This is a genomic window from Bacteroidota bacterium (assembly GCA_034723125.1).
Taxonomy (GTDB): Bacteria; Bacteroidota; Bacteroidia; order CAILMK01; family JAAYUY01; genus JAYEOP01.
Genome location: JAYEOP010000099.1, coordinates 1 through 4,664, shown reverse-complemented (window position 1 = coordinate 4,664; position 4,664 = coordinate 1). Strand labels below are relative to the sequence as shown.

General features: G+C 31.0%; 6 protein-coding genes and 1 tRNA gene. 6 read left to right on the top strand and 1 reads right to left on the bottom strand.

Going from position 1 to position 4,664, the window contains the following annotated elements:
• Positions 1 to 484: 484 nt before the first annotated feature.
• The 6 genes from U9R42_02935 (at position 485) to U9R42_02910 (ending at position 4,056) form a co-directional block, all read left to right on the top strand.
• Positions 485 to 573 (top strand) — tRNA-Ser (locus U9R42_02935).
• A 60-nt stretch (positions 574 to 633) separates the two neighbouring features.
• A complete protein-coding gene (locus U9R42_02930; GenBank protein MEA3494970.1) occupies positions 634 to 1,494 on the top strand; it encodes a MotA/TolQ/ExbB proton channel family protein in 861 nt (286 codons plus the stop codon).
• A gap of 16 nt (positions 1,495 to 1,510) precedes the next feature.
• Positions 1,511 to 1,909, top strand: a complete 399-nt coding sequence (locus U9R42_02925) for a hypothetical protein (protein MEA3494969.1) — start codon at positions 1,511 to 1,513, stop codon at positions 1,907 to 1,909.
• 8 nt (positions 1,910 to 1,917) lie between these two features.
• A complete protein-coding gene (locus U9R42_02920; protein ID MEA3494968.1) occupies positions 1,918 to 2,466 on the top strand; it encodes a biopolymer transporter ExbD in 549 nt (182 codons plus the stop codon).
• Complete coding sequence (locus tag U9R42_02915) at positions 2,466 to 2,945, top strand: biopolymer transporter ExbD (protein MEA3494967.1); 480 nt, start codon at positions 2,466 to 2,468, stop codon at positions 2,943 to 2,945. Before U9R42_02920 ends, U9R42_02915 begins: the two co-directional genes overlap by 1 nt.
• 136 nt (positions 2,946 to 3,081) lie before the next feature.
• A complete protein-coding gene (locus U9R42_02910; protein MEA3494966.1) occupies positions 3,082 to 4,056 on the top strand; it encodes a polyprenyl synthetase family protein in 975 nt (324 codons plus the stop codon).
• A gap of 90 nt (positions 4,057 to 4,146) precedes the next feature.
• On the opposite strand, the gene U9R42_02905 is transcribed toward U9R42_02910, so the two are convergent.
• Positions 4,147 to 4,554, bottom strand: coding sequence for a secondary thiamine-phosphate synthase enzyme YjbQ (locus tag U9R42_02905; GenBank protein MEA3494965.1), 408 nt, complete (start codon positions 4,552 to 4,554; stop codon positions 4,147 to 4,149).
• Positions 4,555 to 4,664: the final 110 nt, after the last annotated feature.

Below are 4,664 nucleotides of genomic sequence, written 5' to 3'. Positions count from 1 at the left end.
TTCTTCAAAACTTTTTACATTATCCCGATTTGTTTCAATTTTTTTCATTGTCTATAAAAAACTCTGGAAATCTTAATGCGAATGTATTTATAGAACCTCCCTTTTGTTAAACTACAATTTTTGAAAAAATCAAAAGTACAAAGAATCTTGATAATTTTTAATTGTAATAGAAGCCCCCTTTAGCAAATCAACTTTATTAGTACCTACAATTAAGCGATTGTAAACTTTGAAGATTACCAATCATTCGGCACTAAAGGGAATTTCAAAAATTTTCACATACCAATAAGGTGTCCTCAAATTTCATGAAATCCTTATAGCACCAAAGCATTAGCAATTTTCTTTGTTCCCAATTACTCAAATTAGGTAATAGATTTTTGAAACAAATATGATTTTTATGAAAAATATTTGATTAGGAGCAATTATTTATATTAAATTGCGAGCGAAAAAATTACTTTGTTCTTTTGAATTTAGGCGAAACTTTTTAGGAGAGGTGGCCGAGTGGTTGAAGGCGCACGCCTGGAAAGTGTGTATCTTGGGAAACTGGGATCGGGGGTTCGAATCCCTCCCTCTCCGCATAAGGACAATTAATTAGTTCATTATTTTAAAAATTTGGTAAATAAATTAATCAAACAAATGAAAAAGACATTATTAGTATTAGTGATTTTAGGGCTTATTTTCTCAGCAAACTTTAGTATTGCTCAAGAAAATGATGAAAAAGCTCCCGCAACAGAAGCAGAATCTATTGAAGATGATGCTACTACTTCTGAGGTTGATTCACCAGCAGTTGAAGTAAAAGAAGAAGCTGTTGAAGAAGAAGTTGAAGAAGCAGAAGAAGCAGAAGAAGCTGTACCTGCTAAAAAGAATGGTACTCAAATTATTAAAAAGTATTTTATTGATGGCGGTGGTTTTATGTTTCCTGTTTTAATTGCTTTAATTCTTGGATTGGCAATCGCAATTGAAAAAATCATTACACTGAATATGAAATCAGTAAATACAAAAAAATTACTTCACAAAATTGAAGATAAATTGAAAAATAACGATGCTGATGGTGCACAAGAAATATGTAGAAATACCAAAGGTTCAGTTGCTTCAATTTTTTATCAAGCACTTTTCCGAAGAAAAGGTGGTGTTGAAGATGTAGAAAAAGCTATAGTTTCTTATGGCTCTGTCCAAATGGGACTTTTAGAAAAAGGCCTTGTGTGGATTTCACTTTTTATCTCAATTGCACCTATGCTTGGATTTATGGGAACTGTTATTGGTATGATAGAAGCATTTGATAAAATTGAAATGATTGGCGATATTTCTCCATCAATTGTTGCAGGAGGTATCAAGGTTGCACTTCTTACTACTGTAGCAGGTTTGGTTGTTGCTGTTATCCTTCAATTATTTTACAACTACCTTGTTACTAAAGTTGACGGTATTGTAAATGATATGGAAGATTCATCTATATCTTTAGTAGATATGATGATTGAGTATGATGTTACTAAAAAATAATAAATAATATTAGAAAATGAATAAATCAATTAATTCATCAATAATAATAAAGAGTTTATTTTACGCAGCAATTGTTGTTATTATTTTGCTTGGATGGCTTGGAAATAAGGTAGGCTTAATATTATCAACGGGATATATTTTAATGGGAATAGCACTGTTTGCAGTACTATTATTTTCAATTACAAAACTTATTGATAACCCTAAAAAGAGTTTAAAATCATTACTTGGATTAGTAGCGATTGTTTTAGTGTTTCTCATTGCATATTTTACTGCATCGGAAGAATCATTAAGTAAGATTGAAGTTACTGAAGGGTATATAAAATTTGTAGGAGGTTCTCTTACATTATTATATTTTATCGGAGGTGCTTCAGTTTTAGCTATTATTGCAAGTGAAATACATTCTTTATTTAAATAAATTGGAATATGAAAACTAAACGAAGAAGCGGAGGAGAATTCAATGCCTCATCAATGGCAGATATTGCATTTCTTCTTCTGATTTTCTTTTTAATGGTTACTACCATTGATACGGATAAAGGTATTATGAGGAAACTTCCTCCATGGCCGGATCCTACACAGCCACCACCGGAGTCTCATATTAAAAAACGAGATATTTTTGAAATAAGGGTAAACGCCAGAGATCAACTTCTTGTAGAAGGAGAATATACTACAATTGGAGAATTGAAAGAAAAAACAAAAGAATTTATTCTTAACAACGGTAAAAACCCAAAACTTTCAATAAGCCCGGATAAAGCTGTAGTTTCTATTAAAAATGACAGAGGAACATCTTATAATATCTATTTGCAAGTGCAAAATGAACTTACTGCTGCATACAATGAAATACGTGAAAATGAGGCAATGAGAAAACATGGGATGACGATGGAAGATTTGCCTAAGTCAGTTCAAAAGGAAATTAATAGCAAGTATCCAATGAAAATATCTGAAGCAGAACCTGAAAATATAGGAGGTAAATAATGTCAGCAAAATTTGAACGTAAAAGAGGTAAAGATAGCCCTGCAATTTCAACAGCGTCTCTACCTGATATAATTTTTATTCTATTGTTCTTTTTTATGGTTGCTACTGTAATGAGGGATAGCGATGCACTTGTTACAACTCATGTACCAAAAGCAACAGAGCTTACTAAAATTGAAAAAAAATCAATGGTAAGTACAATTAATATCGGACCTCCCGTAAATATGCATCGAGCAAAATATGGTACAGCTCCAAGGGTTCAACTAAACGATAAATTTGCTGCTCCTACTGATGTAATTGAGTTTGTTGAAAATGAGAGACTTAAAAAAGACGAAAGATTAAGACCATACATGACTTTTGCTTTAAAAGTTGATAAAAAAACAAAAATGGGAATTGTTACTGATGTTAAGCAGGAATTAAGAAAGGCGAAAGCATTAAAAATTCAATACAACGCAGCAGTACGAACTGAAACTTTAAACTAATATATTTATCTTAAAAATATAAAAGCAATTCTGTAATTTACAGAATTGCTTTTTTTTGTGATTATTTTTTTATAATTTTGAAAATCAATATAGAGACAAAAAAAAGCGTGCTTGTACCGATTGATAAAACAAATTTATGACAGATTCATTGACAAAGATAAAAGCTCCTGTAAAAAATGAACTGAAAGTTTTTAATGAATTTTTTTACAAAAATTTGCAATCACAAATACCTTTACTCAACAGAGTTTTAAAATATATTATTAAAAAGAAAGGTAAGCAGATGCGTCCTTTGTTTGTAATTTTATCAGCAGGTATTTTTGGTAAAATAAACGACAAAACATACAGAGGTGCTTCCTTTATTGAATTAATTCATACAGCAACATTGGTGCATGATGACGTGGTTGATGATTCAACTCAAAGAAGAGGTGCATTTACACTTAATGCTTTGTGGAAAAACAAAATTTCTGTACTTAGCGGAGACTATCTTCTCTCAAAAGGAATGTTGATGGCATTGGAAAATAAGGAAAACGATATGCTCGAATTGTCATCGAATACTGTAAAGATGATGAGTGAGGGAGAACTTTTGCAAATTGAAAAAGCAAGAACTTTAGATATTGATGAAGAGGTATATTTTGAAATTATAAAAATGAAAACAGCAAGTCTCATTTCAAGTAGTTTTGCAATTGGAGTAGCATCAACAGGAGCAACTAATGATGAAATTGAAAAAATGAGTAAAGCAGGAGAATTTGCAGGTATTGCGTTTCAAATAAAAGACGATATTTTGGATTTTAGTACTGACATCACAGGTAAGCCAAAAGGTGTTGATATCAAAGAAAAAAAACTTACTCTACCGTTAATTTATGCTTTAAAAATTGCTTCAGGAAAAGAAAAAAAAACAATTGTAAAAGCTATTTCAAAAAGAGGAAAAAAGAAAGAAGTTTTTGATGAAGTAGTTTCTTTTATTAAAGAGAAAAAAGGATTTGAGTACAGTGAAAATAAAATGAATGAATACATTCACAAATCACTAAAAATTATTGACGAATTTCCTGACAGTAAATACAAAAAATCTCTTTGTGATTTAATACGTTTTTCAGTATCAAGAAAAAAATAAAAAAAGATTAATAAATCTCATAATTTTCCACAGTTCGCTTAATCGCCAACTCGCCTTATCGTAAATTTGCCTTGTCGCCAGTTAATCTTATCACTTTGCTTCAAAAATAGTAACCACAATATTCCTGTTACTTCTTGGTCCGTCAAATTCACATAAAAAAATATTTTGCCAGGTGGATAAACCCATCTTCCCATTCACAATTGGAATAGTTTCGCTTGGTCCAACAAGTCCTGATTTTAGATGAGCATCCCCATTTCCATCTTGTGCATCATGTTGCCACACGCCACTGGGAATGAGTTGTTTTAATAAATTCACAACATCATTTTGAACCGAATCATCCCAGTTTTCTTGAATCATAATTGCGGCTGTTGCTCCTTGAACATAAACATTTACCATTCCTGTTTGCACAGCACTTTCACTAACGATTTTTTCAACTTCTCTGTTTATGTCAAACAATCCGTTTCTTACGTTTGTTTGTACTTGAATTGTATGTTGCATAACTTTATTGTTTTGTTCTTAAATTATTTTAGATTTTTTTCACAATTTTTAATCCTTTACAAATATACAAAAAAATATTATGGCAACAAAGAAACGAATTATATTGGTAA